The sequence below is a fragment of the Spirosoma panaciterrae DSM 21099 genome, from assembly GCF_000374025.1.
Classification (GTDB): domain Bacteria; phylum Bacteroidota; class Bacteroidia; order Cytophagales; family Spirosomataceae; genus Spirosoma; species Spirosoma panaciterrae.
In genome coordinates this window covers 1-1,838 of the sequence record NZ_KB893237.1, presented here as the reverse complement: position 1 = coordinate 1,838, position 1,838 = coordinate 1, and the positions used below count along the sequence as shown (strand labels likewise).

2 protein-coding genes are annotated in these 1,838 nt (G+C 49.7%); both read left to right on the top strand.

Annotation, left to right across the window (positions count from 1 at the left end; translation table 11 throughout):
• Positions 1–588 (top strand): glycoside hydrolase family 66 protein (locus B153_RS0130880; RefSeq protein WP_020600622.1); only part of this gene is annotated, 588 nt, incomplete at its 5' end.
• Between the two features lie 60 nt (positions 589–648).
• Positions 649–1,838: glycoside hydrolase family 66 protein (locus tag B153_RS36245; RefSeq protein WP_020600621.1), on the top strand; the 1,190-nt coding region annotated here is incomplete at its 3' end.

Below are 1,838 nucleotides of genomic sequence, written 5' to 3'. Positions count from 1 at the left end.
GCCGCTGAACAGCCGGGTTATTTCAACCCGGCGGGGGTGCTGCTGACCGATGCGGTGATTTTCGCCTTTGGGGGTTCCCACCTGGAGTTGGGCGAACATATGCTGGGCAAGGAGTACTTTCCGAATGCCAATCTAGCGATGAGCGATGAGTTGAAGACGAGCCTGATTCATTACTATGATTTTCTGGTGGCGTATCAAAACCTGCTTCGGGATGGGGGCACCTTCAACAGCCCTGTAATTACGGCGGGAGACACACAACTAAAGCTTAATACCTGGCCTCCCCAGGCAGGTCAGGTATCAGCCATTGGAAAGCTGGTTGGCAACAGACAGATTATTCATCTGATTAATTTTTCCAACTCGTCTGATGTACTCTGGCGGGATGAAACCGGAACACGTACCGTGCCCAAAACGATTACGCTGCCCCGATTCAATCTGGTTCCAGACAAGCCGGTTAAAAAGATTTGGTTTGCCTCCCCTGACTACAATGCGGGTGCTGCCACATCGCTTACGTTTTCTCAATCAAGCATAGCCGTAAGCTTTACGCTGCCTTCATTGCAGTATTGGGATATGGTTGTTGTCGAATATTAGGTGTTACGTATATAGAATAGCGTTATTATTATTTAATCCATAAAGGTCGTTAACTAAATTATGCTCAACGTTCTGATTACGCTGGTGGCTGTTGCCTGTCTAGTTACTACTTATCAGGTCAATGCCCAGCCAGACAGTCGATTGCTGGATAGGCCGCAGGTACGTATCGAAACCGATCTGGCCGTTTACGCACCGGGCAAGCCTGTTCGGTTTACGCTAGAGGGTAAACTGCCAGTAAAGACCCACGTTCAGTATTATCACCTGAATCGAATTGTCGGAAATCATACCCTAAATGACGGACAAACATCCTGGACATGGGTGCCGCCATCCACCGATTTTCAGGGTTACCTGGCAGAGGTATTTACCCAAAAACAGGGTAAGAGACAAACACTGGCAACGATAGCGATTGATGTTTCTTCCGACTGGAACCGGTTCCCCCGCTACGGTTTTCTGGCATCCTATCCACGCTTAGCCGATTCCACGATCCAGTCGGTGATTAGAAACCTGAACCGCTATCACATCAACGGCATTCAGTTTTACGATTGGCACTACAAACACCATAAACTTTTGCCGGGTGGCTCATCCAGATCGAATGAATCCTGGGTGGATATTGCCAATCGAGCAACAAGTTTCAATACGGTGAAGACCTATATCGGGGCCGCTCACCAACGGAATATGAAGGCCCTGTTTTATAACCTGGCCTATGGTGCTTTGACGGATGCCAGCGCGGATGGAGTAGCCGATGAATGGTACCTTTACACCGATTCCACGCACACCAATAAAGAGCGATTTGAATTACCCAAGCCTCCCTTTCTGAGTGACATTTACTTTTTAGACCCTGCCAACCGAGGCTGGCAGCAGTATCTGGCCAAACAGAATACGGCCGTTTATTCAGCTTTGCCGTTCGATGGTTTTCATATCGATCAGGTTGGAAATCGGGACAAAAAACTATTCGACTTTGGCGGACGGCTTATTGATCTGGAAACGCGCTACAACCCGTTTATTCAGAGCATGAAAGCGGCACATCCTGACAAGCGGCTGGTCATGAACGCGGTCAACCAGTATGGCCAGCAGGCCAGCATTGCCCGCTCGCCCGTCGATTTTCTGTACACCGAAGTCTGGAGCCCCAACGAACGCTACGAAGACCTGGGCCGTATCATTCAGGATAACGATGCCTTCGGGAATGGCAGCAAGCGCACGGTGCTGGCGGCTTACATGGACTACAAGGCCGCTGAACAGCCGGGTTATTT